Raw genomic sequence first — 16,884 nt, 5'->3', positions numbered from 1 at the left:
AGAAAAAAGGCATGCATCTGAAATACATGCCTTAAATGAGTTAAGGTTAAGAGATGATCACTAAAACAATAGCTACCAGATGAATACCTGTTCAGAGCGTTCAATAACAGCGATTACTCTGTAATCACTATTGTTTTACTGGTTGTGTTTGAGTTTCCTCCATCACTACTTTCAGTAGCACTAACATCAACCTTATAGCTGCCTGCGGCTGTGTACTCATATGTATATTTTCCATTGGCAAATACTCCCACATTACCATCTCCGGTATAAATCCTTGTCATACCTGAATCTGTACTGCAATCCGTGAAAGTAACTGTTTCTCCCACTCTGGCGCTTTCCTTATCCATAGAAAAACAAGCTTCAGGATGGCTGCAGCTAGTTACGGCTACACCCAGAGCTAAGGCAGAGAACATAAACATCAACTTCTTCATAGGGGTCCAACTTATTACAATTTGTTTATAAATAATTCCCGGCTTTCTAATGGTCTGCTGTGGTAGCTGGGGTACCACACTTTATTGGAGCTTTGAACAGAGTAAAACCTGGCGTTGAGCTTTTATGCGTTATACCATATTTACAATAAAGGCGATGCGGCCTTTCTGATTCTGTTATTCTATCAGATAAAACTACAATTTATTAAAGACAGGCTTGGCTAAAAGTAAGTATATCAGCTTATTGAGAAAATATTATGTGAACAGCATCTGTACACCCACGCCCCATTAATTGCCTACGGTTTACAATGTTAAACAGCAGCTTTTTTAAGAAGTATGATAATTTTAGAAATTACTTCAAATTGCCTGAGTTCCCCCTGACAGGCGTAGCTCGCGGTACAATGAAAATTACTGACTTATTATCTCCCCCTATTTCTCCTGATAAGAAGCCTTACAGGCAGAAGAAGAGCCATGGTCGGGGCCTAATTATTACTGCCTTACCTCAACTCTCACTATAACAAAAAAGGCCCGCAGCTAAACAGCTACGGGCCTTTCTATTCTGAAACTTAATTTGGATTTGCGCCTCTTCTGATTTCAAGCCAGCCCTTGAGCTGCCCTGCTTCGTTGTTCGGCATTTTAATACTGTAGAAGTAAATGCCTTCTACCAGTGAGCCACCATCCCAGTCGTTTTGGTAATCCTTGTTCTCGTACACCACTTTACCCCAGCGGTTGGTGATGATCAGGTGTGAACGAGGTGCTTTATTACGGATGTAGAACACTTCGTTTTTACCGTCACCATTAGGTGTTATGATGTTTGGTACAAAGATATTGGTGTCGTAATCAATGGTCTGTGTAATGGTTACACTACAACCCCTTGAATCTGTAACGGTAAGTTCATATACACCCGGAGGCAGGTTCTCATAAGTGGAGATGTACAGACCATTAGATGCTGGCACCTCATCACCTATCGACTCATACATCCAGTTTTCCTGTCCTTCTATCCTGTCTACCCAAACCAGGCTTGAGGTATAAGGTGCAGTACCACTGCCGGTTGTAACCTGGAAGGTTAGTGTACCGGTAGCCCTTTCAGGGAACGAAACAGTCGTTCCTTTGATAGTGGCTGCCAGCTTCGGCGACGGATCTTCAATCCTGATCACCTCTGACTTCAGCGACTTCTCGTTTCTGGAGCAGATGTTCTGGTTCTGCTCTATCCATACACGATAGCCACCTTTGATCAGGCCGGAAACATCCCAGTACCCGTTGATCTTGTATACCATTTCGTAATCAGTACGGCTGATCACGCCTCCTTCAACAGGCATTAGCTCGCCTTCCAGATTTTCAACATAGACCTGGTACTCGGTATTTGGATAGCCCTGCAGGTTCGTGATACGTACCCCTCCAATTGAGCCATCGCAATAGCTATGAATAGGCTCTGCCTGGAAGGTAATTGGTACCGGCACTTCAGATCCTTCAATTTCAAAGATCCTGTTTTCCGGACAACCCTGTCCGCTACTAGCGCTAACCACCACCTGATAACGGCCACGCTCCAGGTAGAATTTGGTCATTTCATCGATGAAACGCTCCGGCTCACCCATCTGCTGCGGATTACCTGCATCATCAAATTTGTAGAAGGTAGCCATATAAGGGCCTTCCACTTGCGTAATGGCAGCATCCATTTTCAGATAGATACCATTGCGCAGCTCTGCAAAATCGCAGCTGAAAGGACGCACCGCACTGCTTTCATCCAGGGCAATCAAGCCTGGTGACGGTACTACTACCGTTTTGCTCACCTGGCAGCTGCCATTGGCAATAACCAGTGTCTGACGGCCACGGGTCAGACCCGTGAACTGCAGCGGAGTACCAGGTGTAAAGTCCTGCCAGTTATCCTGGTCTGCCAGTTTAACCTTAAAGCCATTCGCCTGGATACCACCTGTGATGGCATTCAGTGTGAATGCACCCACATTATCATTACAGTTAGCTTCCTGGGTAATGCTGGTTTCTATTTCAATTGGCTGGCTTAGGTTTAAGATATCAACTGAAGCAACAGCCGGGCAGGTATCCTGCTCATCATCCCAAACCAGTACGTTAATGCTACCGGCAGGTAGGTTAGTGAAATTAATCACGTTACCATTCAGGGTTTTCACCTCTCCACCGTTGAGCTGGTACAGGTAAGGTGCGTTGCCGCCAGTTATCATGAGCCTAGCCTTACCACTTGTTTCACCGTAGCAGAGTATATCACCATCAGCTGTTTTCTGAAAATCAATTTCCAGCTTAGGTTCCGATTCAAGCACAGTTGTTAAGCTACATTCATTGCCTTTGCTATCGCGCATGTAGATGCTTACCTCACCGGCTGGTATTCTTTCGATGGCCAGCACAAAGCTTGTTTCATCTACTACCTGCTCTACCTGCTCTCCGGCAAAAGAGTAACGGATAAAGTAAGATGGCGCATTGCCTGATATGTTGTAGTACAGGGCACCATTACGCTCACCGCAGCTTGGGCGCACAAAGCTGGTTAGCTCTGCACCAAATACACCGCAGTTAAAGCCACCACCCACGCACTCTTCAGTTGTGCGAACAGTTACACTCCGCTCATCAGAGGTTGCTTCTGTAGCCGACAGGCAGATATCGCCGGCATTTGCTACACTCAGCTTAACCTGTACCTTCTGACCATTTTGTGGCGCGCTAAGTACATAGCTTGCACTTAGGCCCGACTGCACTTCCTGACCATCCAGTAAGAAGGTAAATACTGGGTTGATACCCGCATTTGCAGGCGTAGCAGTGAAAGTTATGCTAGCGCCAGGGCAAACACCACCCGGTGTATTCAGGCTAACAGAAGGAGTAACTTTATCTGCAAATGGTATGCTGTAGCTTGCCTCGGCAGGTGCCAGTACACATGTGGTACCTTCGGGCAGGCTTACAACCAGGCGTACCTGTGCATTGGCAGGTAGGTTACTTGGTACAATCTCCAGCTGATCAGCAGTAGAAGCCTCTCCTTCCAGGAGCTCGTTCTTAACTGAAAGATCATTGATAAACCATTCGTAGCGAGCCGCTTTATTACTAAAGCGCCAGTCGATATATGTACCTTCAGCTTTCAGCACTACCGGTGTATTGCTATCAGCACATACAGGTTCAATTGGCTGTATGGATGCAGTAGCCTGTACCTGGGGTACTATGGTGATGTTTTCAACATCACTCACTTTGTTGTTACCCTCGCAGATATAAGCAGCATCATGGATAGTTACCTCTACTGTAAAGAAGTCACCACTGGTAAATCCTTCTTTGCTATAAGTTGGCGCAGCTTCTGTGCTGAAAGGAGTGGTTTCATTATTGTAGAACCATGCATAAGTGGCATTCTCACCTACCTGTTCTGCCTTTGCCTCCAGTTTCAGTGTTGTAATATCACCGCAGATTTCAGTGCCGGGCAGTATATGAACGGCAACAGCTGGTTCAACCTCACAAGTTGCTGGTTCACATGCTTCACCCTCTTTTAAGGTAAGGGTAAAGGTTACATGCGGGCTTTCACCACATATCTCACTTTTGCGTGTTGCGTAGAAGGTATTATTACCTATAACCAGCGCCAGGTCTGCCTCTGATGGCTGGAACTCGCTGCCGATAAACACTGGCTCACCGCCTACTGCTCCAAAATACCAGTGCAGTTCATTACCATTTATTTCTTTGAAAATTGGCATAGTAGTACCGGTACAGGCGCTTTCTTCTGTAGAAACAAGCTGAGGAGCCTGATCCGGTTCTGGCAGAACCAGGTTGACTGCTGCTTCATCTGTTTTGGCAGGTTCATCGCCATTACACCTTAAGCTGGAGGTTACTACTACACTAAACTCATCTCCACTATCAAAATCATCTTTTGTAAGACTAAGCTTGCTAGCAGTTTCACCAAGCAGGGTCTCCCCATTTCTCATCCACTGGAAGGTTGGTGCTTCACCAGCCAGTCTTGCAACGGCTTCCAGCGTTATCACATCGCTACTGCAAAGATCCTCAGGGCTTACACTGATGGAAACTTCAGGTGCAACATCATTGCTGATTACCACTTCCACCTCATCTGTAGCTGTACAACGGGTTGCCGGGTCAGTTACAATTACCGTATAGATGCCGGATACTTCTGCTATGAAAGTAGCGTTACTTCCAGTAGTTGAATTAACGTTGTTGCTCCAGCTAATTTCATACTGAGTATCGTCATAACCAGCGTCCAGGGTAACCGTTTCGCCTTCACAGGCAGCCTTGTCTATTCCAAGATCAACTACAATAGCTTCCTGGCGCTTCAGCACTACTGCTACTACCTCACTGGCACAGTTGTCTTCTCTGGCTATAGCATAGTATGTAGCTGTTTCACCGGCCTCCAGACTTGCAGTCTGCAGCACTTCGCCCTCATTCACCAGTTGTGTTAATTCGCTGTTGGAGTACCAGCTGATGTTGATGCCGCTTGCGCTGATCTGTGGCAGCTCTTCGTCTGCACATACCACCACTTCAGTATGAGAAAGAACTGGTACTGCCACTGCAGACTTAACTTCTACAGTATATGCTTCGGCAGGGCTTTCCTCACAGCCTGCAGGTGTTTGTGTGGCAGATACTGTATATGTACCTGCGGCATCAGCTGTGTAGCTTAGGCTGGTACCTTCATATGTGTACACTGTTACACCTTCGCGTACTACAGTCCATTTGATGTTCTCACCAGTGGCAGATGCTGTGATTGCCTCACCAAAACAAAGTGGCTCCGCGCTGGCTTCTACCCCCGGCGCTGTAACTGTTACTTTGTTCAGGGTAATGCTGGCTTTATCAGATTTAGTACCTGTTGCACATTCAAGTACAGAGGTTACAGTTACTTCCACTACATCACCTTCCTGGAAGCTATCCAGGCTAAGGCTGCTGCCTTCTGCTCCCTGCACTTCTTCTCCATTAAGCGTCCAGAAGTAGGTGGCTCCCTCGCCTGCATTGCTGCCCGCCACTAAAGTCACAGCTGTTGTGTTGCAGCTAATCTCCTCTGCCAGAGCAAGACTTGCTTCAACGATTAGCTCGTCTGTGATGGTTACTACCACTTCATCTGTAGCTGTACAGCCTGTTGTACGGTTGGTAACAACTACTGAATAGGTTCCAGTTTTATTTACGGTAATGGTAGCATTAGTTTCCCCGGTACTCCACGCAAAGTCATAGCCTTCGGCTGTGTAACCAGAATTCAGCTCCACATTTTCAGCTGTACACAGGGTAACATCCAGACCAAGATCTACTTTAAAGCTTGCACCTACTTCTACAGTCAGTGTAGTGGCAGCACTTGTACATTCTCCTTCAACTCCTGATACAGCATAGTAGCTGTAAGTACCAGCTGCAAGATCAGCAGGAATCACAAGCTCGGCAGTATTGCTGACTACAGCACTAAGTGCTGCATCACTGTACCATACCACGTTCTCGCCTGTAGCAGTTACTGTTGCTCCGGTTCCCTCGCACAGCTGCAGCAGGTTATCTGCCAACACAGGCTGTGTCACTTCTGGCTTAACTGTAGCTGTTACAGTAGCTGCTGGGCTCACCGCACAGCCTTCCAGCTGTTGTGTTACCTCAATTGTATAGGTAACATCTTTATGTTCTGGCGTGTAATTAAGTTCATTACCATCGTGAGTGGCCACTTCGGCACCATCTAGCTTAATGCTCCAGTGAATGTTGCTGCCGGTAGCAGTCAGTGCAATTGTTTCGTTGGCACATACTTCCACTACTGGCTCAGATACTACCGGTGCTTCTGGCTCAACTTTATTCAACTCAATGCTGGCAGTAGCTGATTTAGTGCCTATAGCACATGATAGTGCAGAAGTTACTGTTACACTGATATCCTCTCCATCCTCAAAGCTTTCCAGAGCCAGGGTATTTTCCGGACCAGTTTTGATAACACTTCCTCCACTCACCCAGGTATACACCGCACCCTCGCCTGCATTGCTGCTAGCCTGCAGCTCCACGCTGGTAGTAGCACAGCTTATATCTTCTTTTGTATCAAGAGATACTGCTACAGTAAATTCATCAACAATGTTAACGATAACATCATCATTCGATGCACAACCTGTTGCACGATTAGTTACAACTACTGAGTACGTTCCTGATTTATCTACGGTAATAGTAGGGCCTGTTTCTCCTGTACTCCACAGAATTTCATATTCTGCTGTGTTAAAGCCTGAATTCAATTCAACGCTGGCAGGTTTACAACTGGTAATGTTAGCACCCAGTTCAACTTCATGCTTATCAAGCACCTCTACTTTTAACACCGCAGCCTCACTGCTGCAACCCTCTACAGCCGACACTGCATAGTAGGTGTAGATTGCTGGTTCCAGATCTCCCGGTACTAGCAGGCTGGCAGTATTGCTTGCAATAACGCTAAGTGCTTCATCGCTGTACCACACCACGTTCTCGCCTGTAGCAGTTACGGTAGATCCTATGCCTTTACAGAGCGTCAGTTCACTTTGTGCTAATACCGGACTGGCTATTGCTGGCTTAACAGTAGCTGTTACAGTGGTAGCAGGGCTAACCGGGCAACCACTTGCCTGTTGTGTTACCTCAATGCTGTAGCTACCACTTTCTGCTGGCGTATAGTTTAATTCATTGCCTTCGTGGGCTTCTAACACCACACCTTCCAGCATGATTATCCACTTAATATTGCTGCCTGTTGCGGTTAAGGCTATGGCTTCTCCGAAACATACATCAACTGTGGTTTCAGATACTACTGGCGCTGTAACTGTTACTTTGTTCAGGGTGATGCTGGCTTTATCAGATTTAGTACCTGTTGCACATTCAAGTACAGAGGTTACAGTTACTTCCACTACATCACCTTCCTGGAAGCTATCCAGGCTAAGGCTGCTGCCTTCTGCTCCCTGCACTTCTTCTCCATTAAGCGTCCAGAAGTAGGTGGCTCCCTCGCCTGCATTGCTACCCGCCACTAAAGTCACAGCTGTTGTGTTGCAGCTAATCTCCTCTGCCAGAGCAAGACTTGCTTCAACGATTAGCTCGTCTGTGATGGTCACTACCACTTCATCTGTAGCTGTACAGCCTGTTGTACGGTTGGTAACAACTACTGAATAAGTTCCAGTTTTATTTACGGTAATGGTAGCATTAGTTTCCCCGGTACTCCACGCAAAGTCATAGCCTTCGGCTGTGTAACCAGAATTCAGCTCCACACTTTCAGCTGTACACAGGGTAACATCCAGACCAAGATCTACTTTAAAGCTTGCACCTACTTCTACAGTCAGTGTAGTGGCAGCACTTGTACATTCTCCTTCAACTCCTGATACAGCATAGTAGCTGTAAGTACCAGCTGCAAGATCAGCAGGAATCACAAGCTCGGCAGTGGTGCTTACTACATCGCTAAGTGCTGCATCACTGTACCATACCACGTTCTCGCCTGTAGCAGTTACTGTTGCTCCGGTTCCCTCACACAGCTGCAGCAGGTTATCTGCCAACACAGGCTGTGTCACTTCTGGCTTAACTTCTACAGTATATGATTCGGCAGGGCTTTCCTCACAACCAGCAGGTGTTTGTGTGGCAGATACTGTATATGTACCTGCGGCATCAGCTGTGTAGCTTAGGCTGTTACCTTCTTGTGTATACACTGCTATACCTTCTCGTACTACAGTCCATTTGATGTTCTCACCAGTGGCAGATGCTGTGATCGCCTCACCAAAACAAAGTGGCTCCGCGCTGGCTTCTACCCCTGGGGCTGCAACTGCTGGTTTGATAAGTGTGATTGTTGCCTCTGCCATATTTGCACAGGCAAGGTTGGTATAAGCCTCTACCCTAACAACAGCACCTGTAGTAAAGCTTTTTACCTCCAGTACGTCTGTTTCAGAAATCTGCAGCACCTCATTGATGTACCACTTATAAGTATAGGTAGCACCATCGCCGGCACCTGTTACAGTAGCTTTCAGATTTACATCTATGCTGGCACAAGTCAGTGCCTCAGTAGGATTGATTGCTACTTCTGGGTTAACAATAGGGTTTACAGTGGCAGCAACCTCGTAAACAGAGGTACAACCATCTTTGGTAACTGTAAGCGTATATTTACCAGTATGTCCGGCATTAGCATTGTCAATTGCAACCTCATGGGTATCATTAATGTAACCCATTGGCCCTTCCCAGGCATAAGTGGCACCTTCAACATATTCTGCGTTGAACAACAAGCGCTCACCTTCGCAAACACCAGCAGTGGCTGGCACTGTAAGCGCGATACCTGCATTGGTAATAACCTCAATGGTTCCTGAGTATGGTCCGGCACCACAGCTGTTAACAGCCTGCACACGGTAGTAGTATTTTGTTCCGCTCAGCAATCCAGTAGCATCGTAGCTGCTGGCACTAAGATTGCTGATCACCCGCAGGCTGGCACCAGTAAAGGCTGAATTGTCGGCTATTTCAATGGTGTAACTTGTGGCATTTGTAACGGCAGCCCAGTTTGCAGTAAAGGCCACGCAGCCTACATTGGTAGCAGCACTGGCAACAGCCTGCTCGCCAAAGCCAATGTTATGGCTTGCATTAATAGTAGTAATGCTTATCGGGCACTCACCTGAAGTAGCCGAAGTGGCAGGCCCAAAGGTAAAGTTAACTTCGCCACAAAGTGCAGCATCAAATTCAAGCGTAAACAGTGCTGCTCCAGCCTCAAGGCTAACAGCTGTGGCTGAAGTCCAGTCTACACCAATGCTGCCAGTGGTTTCATCAACTACAATATTGGCACCTGTTAAGGCTGATGAAACTATGTTTTGGAAGTCCAGTTTAGCGGCATCTGCCCAATTGGCTTTGAACGCCAGGCTATTCAGGTTAGTGATTGCATCTGTAGTAATTACCGACACCTGCAGCTTACCAGTTGTTGTAACAGTGGCTGGGCTGATGCTGAAGCCAAGCGCTGCAGTTTGCAGGGCATTGGTGGTTACCTCTACTTCATTTGAATTAACACTGGCTCCGCAGGCAGCGTTTGCTATAACGCGGTAGTAGTATGCTGTGTTCGCTGTTAAGCCGGTGAAGTCTTCAGTAGTAGCAGGTGCAGCAACTGTACTTGTTTGCAGTCCACTGGTGAATGAAGCATTCGTTGCTATTTCCACTGTATAGGAAGTAGCACCTGCCACTGCAGACCAGGAAGCCTGGAAGCTGTTACATGAGATATTGGCAGCAGCAGGCTGTTGTGCAACTGGTGCAGCTAACTGCTCCAGCGTAATTTCTCCTGTTACCGATACTTTTGTTTCGTTACAGATGTTGCTGGCAGTAACCCGGTAGAAGTACCTAACCCCTCTGTCGAGGCCTGGAACCTGGTGGCTCGTACCTGAAGTGGTTATTGGGGTAACTACCGGAGTAGTAAAGGCATCATCAGTAGCAACTTCAATTACATAAGCCGAAGCATTGTTCACAGCAGCCCAGCTCAGGCTAAAGCTATTACAGCCATCTTCGAGGGCTGTAACAACCGGACTGTTTTCCGGAGCCTCCACTGTTTTTATCTCAACAGCTTCAGGTAACGAAGTAGCAGCACATTTGCTGTCGGTAAGGCTTACTACTGAATAAAGAGTAGTAGTCGTTGGTGCCACTGCAACAGTATGACTGGCTGTGGTGATATTTTCAATCGTATAATCGTTAGTACCGTCGCTGTATACAAAAGTATAAGGAGCAGTACCGGTAAAGCCGAACTGAAGGCTGGCTTTGCTCTCCTCACCCGGACAAATAGTATCTTCGCCAACGATCGCCAGCGTTACAGTTGGCGTTTGGTTGATGGTGATGGTTACTTCGTCAGTATCCGTCTCATTACTGATACATTCTGTGGTAGCAGGATCTTTGCTTAGACGCACTTCAACTCTAAGGCTGCTTCCGCTAATGCTGGTAGCAGTATAGGTGCTGCCGTTCTGGCCACTTACTACAGTACCATTTACCACCCATTCGAAAACAGGATTGGCACCTGCGTTTTCAGCAATTGCTGTAAATGCTACTGAGCCGCCTGCGCAGGCTTCGGTTACAGGTGCGCTAAGTGTAACACTTGGGTCTACAGCTGGTGTAACAGTGATCTCTGTCGTTTCTTCGTCAGAACATTCATTCTGAGTGATACTATATAATATAGTATACTTTCCGGCGGCGCTTGCTGAAAATACACCTGATACAGGATCAATCGTTGCGCCAGTTGTTTCCACAACACTAAAAGTACCACCACTTACTTCCGGATTGAAGTCAGCTGTGTTGCTAATACAAACCGTAGCCGGACCACTAAAAGCTGCATTTACTTCCTTCAGCGTTACAGTAGCTTTAGCGGATAGGGCTGATGTCTGGCTGCCAGGGCACTTAACCGTTGGGTCCTGTACCACCTCTACCCACACCTCGTCGTTAGCCTTAGGATCGGCTAAGGTGTAGGCTGGCAGATTTTCACCAACAGGATTTCCATTCAGGAACCACTGGTAAGCTGGTACATCACCTCCATTGGTCACACTGGCGCTATAGCTTACAGGCGCTCCCGGACAAACATCAGAGGTAAGTGGCGAAATGCTTACAGATAATTGTTCTGTTGGATTTACCGTGATGGTTACAGAACTGTTCAAGGCTTTAGTACAGCCATTTGCATCCGTAATGCTAGTGAGGGTGTATATAGTTGTTACTTCAGGGCGTACAGTAATGCTGTTCTCCCCTGCAGCAAGGCTTACAGTTTGTACCTGGTTGCCATCGCTGTACTCCAGGCTAAAAGGTGCTGTACCGCTAATCAGCTCAAGTTCCAGTTCCTGGCTGGCACCAAAACAGATGCTTTGGTCTGTAGTAGTCCATGCTGCATCCGGCAGTGGGTTAACCTTAATATTCTCAATGGTGTTAGAGGATGCGGTATTTTTATTACCGCACTGTAAGTCTCCCTGGGTAAGAAGCAGTTGCACATCATCACCCTCTGCAAGACTGGTGGTGGTGAAGGTTTCTGCTGTAGAAGCCTCAACACCATTTACCAACCATGAATAGGTAGGATTGGCACCTCCATTGGTGATTTCAGATACAGTAAAAGTAGCAGGTGCACCTGCACAGATTGTTGCCGGACCCGCAATTGTAACTGCTGCATCAAGCATTGGGTTTACTGTAACCGTTACACTGGCGCTTGCCTCACATCCGTTTTCATCTGTGTATGTATATACAATTAGATGCTCCCCAACAGTGGTGTTTTTAGGATGAAAGGTACCTCCACTAACGCCAGGACCAGAAAATTTTCCACCTGCCGGTAAGGCGTTCAAACTGTAAGACTTATCATTCAGACAGAATACTGTCTGCTCCATGGTAAAATTGATGACAGGCAATGGATGCACTGTGAATTGCTGGCTGGCTTCATTCGTACACCCCTTCTCATCTGTATACCTATATATTATAGTATAGATCTTATCAGACTCCAGTGCCTCTGCTAAGGAAACCTGTGTGGCTTCAACATTATCTACATAATATTTACCTCCAGCGGGCAAGCCACCATCCAACACAAAAGTCCCTCCTTCTGCATAGCATGCTTCAGTAGCTGATAGGTTTAAGGTTACAGCTGGCTTTTCCAGCTTGATCACCTGTGCTGTAACAGCTAAATCTTCCCTGCTACACGTATTGGCATCACTCACTGACTTAAGGGTGATGGTTCTGCCTGCAGTTACATTTTCAACCGCAATTGTATAAGTATTTGCATTGATATCTGTAACTGTTACATCTTCTATTCCATTGTTATAGGTTACACTAAATGGCTGAAGACCTGTGAGGTTAACAGTTAACGCTCCATCTGCTTCATCACAAACCTCTATGGTACTGCTCTGAAAGCTGGCGGTTGGCAATTGATGAAGGACAAAGCTAACGGCGATGGCTTCACTCTCGCAAGCAGTAGCGTTGGACTGGGTAATATAATATGTATGGGTTCCTGCCTGTGTAATATCAAATGCAGTGTCATCATCAGGATCAAAAGAAGTAATACCTGAAGCAACAAGATCTGTTAAAGCTTCATCGCGATATACTTTTGCAACATTCTCAGCATTGTCCAGTGTAATAACAATTGCCTCTACATCAGACCTGGAGTCGGCACAAACAGCATCTGGTGTGGATGCCGTTGGTGGGTTGGGGTAAGCTACTGTAGTCAGCGTAATCTCACCGGTCATTTCAGCTGTGCAGCTGTTAGCTGTGGTCGCATAAGCTGAAGCTGTATAAACACCTGCAGTATTGAATGTACCGAACGATACAGGACCACCGTTGCCTGTAACTGTAGCCACTATTTCTCCACCCCGTATAAGGTTGTAGGTGATTTCTGTTTCAGAATTGCTTAAACCTATGGACGCTCCTGCTGTCTCCTCACAAAAAGTAATATCTCCGCTTGCAGTAAGTGCGTAGCTGGTTGGAAGAGGAGTCACATTAACACTGAAGCTGGCTTCTTTACCTTTACATCCGCCGCTATTGGTTTCCTGCACAGTTACCTGTCCGCTGCTTGCGCCAAAATCAACAGCTATTGTGTTGTTCTCGGGTCCGGTTGCGCCAGATACAATTGTGGCACCTGCAGGAACAGTCCAGCTATAGCTCGATCCGGTAGTTACGGGCACACTATAAGTTACATTCTTTTGGTTTTCGCAAACAGAGGCAGTACCTGAGATAGTAACATCTATGGGTGTTTTACCTACCGGTTCGATAACAAAACCATCAGAAAAAGGGGGAACACAGTCATCTATCTGGCTGTCATAGATCTCAATCTTGTAATTTCCTTTTTCTATGCCTGTGAATGTATACGAATTCTCATAAGTCTCAGGACTATATTGATACTCAACAAACGTTATAAGACCTATCCTTTTATATAGTATAAATGCATAGGGAGCAACACCACCCTGTATGGAAATAGTGGCTGTACCGTCTTTTGCATTCGGACAGCTTTCAGGAGTGAATGTTACTTCTGAATTTTCTTTTGTTGGACATCCTTGTGCATACAGTGTAGTGCTTCCAAAAGAAGCAAGCAGCAAAGCAGCAAAAAATATCCAAAAAAAACGACGTTGTAAATTTGATGCCATGTTAATCTTGCTCATTTATTATTGGATGCGGAGATCAATTCTACCTACCTGGCTGCAGCCTGCATTTGTGAATGCCTCTACTAAATACACGCCGCTGCTCAAAGCTTCACCTTTATATTGGTTCCAGGGTGCCCTTGCCCCTTTTGAAAGATTCTTTATATTGACAGCAAATGGTTTGGCTCCATTCGCAAAAAGTACAGTCAGCTTTTTTGCACCACCAGCCACGCCAGTTTGCCTGATGGTGAGATCACCATCTAATGCCTGACCTTGCGGCAACTTAACCTCATGCTTTGTAACACAACCATCTGCATCTCTAACGGTCACAGTGTATGATCCGGCAGGGAGTCCATTCCTGGTTTCACCAGATACATCATCCGACCACTGAACATTGTATGGTTTCTTTGCTCCACTTACTTGAAGAGACACTCTTCCGTCCATTCCATTGTAGCAGGAGGGTGCCGTAACAGCATGCGTTATGCGCATATTGCAGGCAGCCCGCTTTCCGGATGCTTGTGCCCAGACACTATATCCCAGTAAAAGGGCTAAAACGGTAAGTATTAAATGTTTCATCTGTGATTGATTTGCAGATTCTATGCTCCGGCTGCACAAAACTTATTTATGCTGCTCTTACGGAGGCTATTACACCTTTTCAGATAGTAAAGATGTTTGTTATATGCGGGCTAAAAAATTCAATAATACTGAAATTACTACATCAGAAATCTTGCTCCTGGCTTTCACAAATGCAGATTCGGCAGCGGAGAGGTAATAAAAATGGGGGAAAAATTCTGAAAAAATCTCCTGCTTTGATTTTTGAGTTTAAGACTTGCGTTATAAATAGTTGTTACACAAAGCATTAAAAACAAAATAGCTACTAGCCTGTACCTTTCTTCGAATCAGGGGTATTCTCCAACTAAAAAGGCAGCTTTTCCGTCACTTGGCGCAAACAAAATTGAACAGAACCATTTTTTTGCTGTATTTTTACAGACAGATGTAAGAAACGGAATTAAAAAATGATTAAGCAGCTTTTATACTTAAATGGGTAGTTTTCGCTTCTCGTTTTTATATTAGACAAAATTTTTAACTTTGCCGCCACTACAACTGTTAGTTGTTTATAAGGTATAGAACTAAACTTTTCGTACTACAATGGCTTTTGACATAGACATGATCAAAGCAGTGTATGGCCAAATGGGCGATAGAATCTCCAGAGCCCGCAAAATTGTCGGCAGGCCGCTTACACTCGCAGAAAAAATTCTTTATTCCCACCTTTACCAGGGAGACCCAACTGAAGCATACGGCCGCGGTAAATCTTATGTAGAATTTGCCCCCGACCGTGTTGCCATGCAGGATGCTACTGCTCAGATGGCCCTGTTACAGTTTATGCAGGCAGGTAAAAAAACAGTGGCTGTACCTTCTACCGTTCACTGCGACCACCTGATACAGGCAGAAATTGGAGCTGCAGAAGACCTGCAGAAAGCAAATACCAATAATAAAGAAGTATACGACTTCCTGGCATCGGTTTCTAATAAGTATGGTATTGGCTTCTGGAAGCCGGGTGCCGGTATTATTCACCAGGTGGTGCTGGAAAACTACGCCTTCCCCGGCGGTATGATGATTGGTACCGACTCCCATACGCCAAATGCAGGCGGCCTTGGCATGATTGCCATTGGTGTTGGTGGTGCCGACGCCGTAGACGTAATGGCCGGCATGGCCTGGGAGCTTAAATTCCCTAAACTGATTGGTGTTAAACTAACGGGCAAACTAAGTGGCTGGACAGCCGCCAAAGACGTTATTCTTAAAGTAGCTGGTATTCTTACCGTAAAAGGCGGTACCGGTTATATTGTAGAATATTTCGGTGAAGGTGCCGATGCCATCAGCTGTACCGGTAAATCTACCATCTGTAACATGGGTGCGGAGATTGGTGCCACTACTTCGCTGTTTGCCTATGGCGATAGCATGCGCTCTTACCTGGAAATGACAGAACGTGCCGATGTTGCCGCTGCTGCCGAAGGTGTTCGTGAGCACCTGCGCGCCGACGATGAGGTGTATGCCGATCCGGAGAAATTCTATGACCAGGTAATTGAAATTAACCTTAGCGAACTGGAGCCACACATTAACGGACCGTTCACGCCTGATGCTGCCTGGCCAATTTCTGAATTTGCCGCTGCCGTTAAAGAGCACGGCTGGCCAGAGGAGCTTGAAGTAGGCCTTATCGGTTCCTGCACCAACTCAAGCTACGAAGACATTACCCGTGCTGCTTCTGTTGCCCAACAGGCGATAGATAAAAAACTGAAGGTACAGTCTGAATTTACCGTAACCCCTGGCTCTGAACTGGTACGTTTTACTACGGAGCGTGATGGCCTGCTGGAGCCTTTCACCCAAATTGGTGGTGTGGTGCTGGCAAATGCCTGCGGACCTTGTATCGGACAGTGGGCGCGCCACATGAAAGATCCAAGCCGCAAAAACTCCATTATTACCTCCTTTAACAGGAACTTTGCAAAACGTAACGATGGTAACCCGAATACGCATGCCTTTGTAGCCTCTCCGGAGATTGTTACAGCCATGACCATTGCCGGCGACCTTACCTTTAACCCGCTTAAAGATAAGCTCCGCAATGCCGATGGCGAAGAAGTAATGCTGGATGAACCAATGGGTATTGAGCTGCCGCCTAAAGGCTTTGCAGTAGAAGATGCCGGCTACCTTGCCCCTGCCGAAGATGGCAGCCAGGTAAAAGTGGTAGTTGATCCTGCTTCTGACCGTCTGCAGCTGCTTGATCCATTTAAGCCAAACAAACCAGACGATTTCCGTGGCCTGCGCCTGCTCATCAAAGCGAAAGGCAAGTGTACCACCGACCACATTTCTATGGCCGGCCCCTGGTTAAAATACCGCGGACACCTGGATAACATCTCCAACAACATGCTGATTGGTGCAGTAAACTTCTATAACGAAGCCACCAATAAAGTGAAAAATGTGCTGACAGGTGAGCATGGAGAAGTGCCTGCCACAGCCCGTGCTTACAAGCGCGAAGGCATTGGTACTGTTGTGGTAGGTGATGATAACTATGGCGAAGGTTCAAGCCGTGAGCACGCAGCCATGGAGCCACGTCACCTGGGCGTACGTGCCATACTGGTAAAATCTTTTGCCCGTATTCACGAAACTAACCTGAAGAAGCAGGGTATGCTTGCCATTACCTTTGCCGATCCTTCTGATTACAACAAAGTTCAGGAAGACGACACGATTGACATCATTGGCATAGACAGCTTTAAGCCGGAAACCCCGCTTACAGTAAAACTTACCCATGCCGATGGTTCTATGGATGAGTTTAAGGTTAACCACACCTATAACGAAGGCCAGATTGCCTGGTTCTGGGCTGGTTCTGCCCTTAACCTGATCAAGCAAAAAGAAGGTGCTGTTTAATAAGCACTCTCAGCAATAAAAGAAAAGCCAGCGCATTT

At 46.5% G+C, this 16,884-nt stretch carries 4 protein-coding genes; 1 reads left to right on the top strand and 3 read right to left on the bottom strand.

Translation table 11 applies throughout. The features are described from left to right. Positions 1 to 113: 113 nt before the first annotated feature. The 3 genes from KWJ01_RS14345 to KWJ01_RS14335 form a co-directional block, all read right to left on the bottom strand. A complete protein-coding gene (locus KWJ01_RS14345) occupies positions 114 to 431 on the bottom strand; it encodes a hypothetical protein (protein ID WP_224997249.1) in 318 nt (105 codons plus the stop codon). A 563-nt stretch (positions 432 to 994) separates the two neighbouring features. After that, positions 995 to 13,432, bottom strand: coding sequence for a gliding motility-associated C-terminal domain-containing protein (locus tag KWJ01_RS14340; RefSeq protein WP_224997248.1), 12,438 nt, complete (start codon positions 13,430 to 13,432; stop codon positions 995 to 997). Positions 13,433 to 13,450: 18 nt separating this feature from the next. Then, positions 13,451 to 14,002, bottom strand: coding sequence for a SprB repeat-containing protein (locus KWJ01_RS14335; protein ID WP_224997247.1), 552 nt, complete (start codon positions 14,000 to 14,002; stop codon positions 13,451 to 13,453). Positions 14,003 to 14,575: 573 nt separating this feature from the next. On the opposite strand from KWJ01_RS14335, the gene KWJ01_RS14330 reads away from it, so the two are divergent. Then, on the top strand, positions 14,576 to 16,846 hold the full coding sequence (locus KWJ01_RS14330; RefSeq protein ID WP_224997245.1) for an aconitate hydratase: 2,271 nt from the start codon (positions 14,576 to 14,578) through the stop codon (positions 16,844 to 16,846). Positions 16,847 to 16,884: the final 38 nt, after the last annotated feature.

The sequence above is a fragment of the Cesiribacter sp. SM1 genome, assembly GCF_020178975.1.
Classification (GTDB): domain Bacteria; phylum Bacteroidota; class Bacteroidia; order Cytophagales; family Cyclobacteriaceae; genus Cesiribacter.
The sequence above is the reverse complement of the archived record's forward strand: the minus strand, read 5'-3'. Positions and strand labels throughout refer to the sequence as shown.

Bases quoted from the DNA above. Each gene is read 5' to 3' on its own strand.
- KWJ01_RS14345 (WP_224997249.1), bottom strand. From the start codon at position 431: ATGAAGAAGTTGATGTTTATGTTCTCTGCCTTAGCTCTGGGTGTAGCC.
- KWJ01_RS14340 (WP_224997248.1), bottom strand. From the start codon at position 13,432: ATGGCATCAAATTTACAACGTCGTTTTTTTTGGATATTTTTTGCTGCT.
- KWJ01_RS14335 (WP_224997247.1), bottom strand. From the start codon at position 14,002: ATGAAACATTTAATACTTACCGTTTTAGCCCTTTTACTGGGATATAGT.
- KWJ01_RS14330 (WP_224997245.1), top strand. From the start codon at position 14,576: ATGGCTTTTGACATAGACATGATCAAAGCAGTGTATGGCCAAATGGGC.